General features: G+C 48.5%; 1 protein-coding gene. It reads right to left on the bottom strand.

The annotated features are described in order from the left end of the window. Positions 1–272, bottom strand: a 272-nt coding sequence (locus CVH10_RS20610) for a sigma 54-interacting transcriptional regulator (RefSeq protein ID WP_146143199.1), incomplete at both ends; no start/stop codon positions are given.

Genomic DNA, 272 nt, shown 5'->3' with positions numbered 1-272 from the left:
ACCACAGTCGATTGCAATAAAAGGTTGACTGCGCCGGCTGCTTTGTGCATGGATTTTTTGCGCGATGGCTTCCTTGCCACTGCCACTTTCACCATAAATAATCACACTGTAATTGGTCGGCGCCACCAGCTCGATCTGCTTCAGGATATTCAGCATTTCCGGTGTTTTACCAAAAATGTATTTCTCATCTGTTTCAGCGGGCTTTGATTTTCGAACTGCCGGCGCAGCTGGAGCTGCTATGGCTATAGGACCCTGGCTGTTTCCCTTTTCCA

The sequence above is a fragment of the Halomonas sp. ND22Bw genome (assembly GCF_003011945.1).
Classification (GTDB): domain Bacteria; phylum Pseudomonadota; class Gammaproteobacteria; order Pseudomonadales; family Halomonadaceae; genus Halomonas; species Halomonas halophila.
Note: the sequence above shows the minus strand (reverse complement) of the source record. Positions and strands in the feature narration are given on the sequence as shown.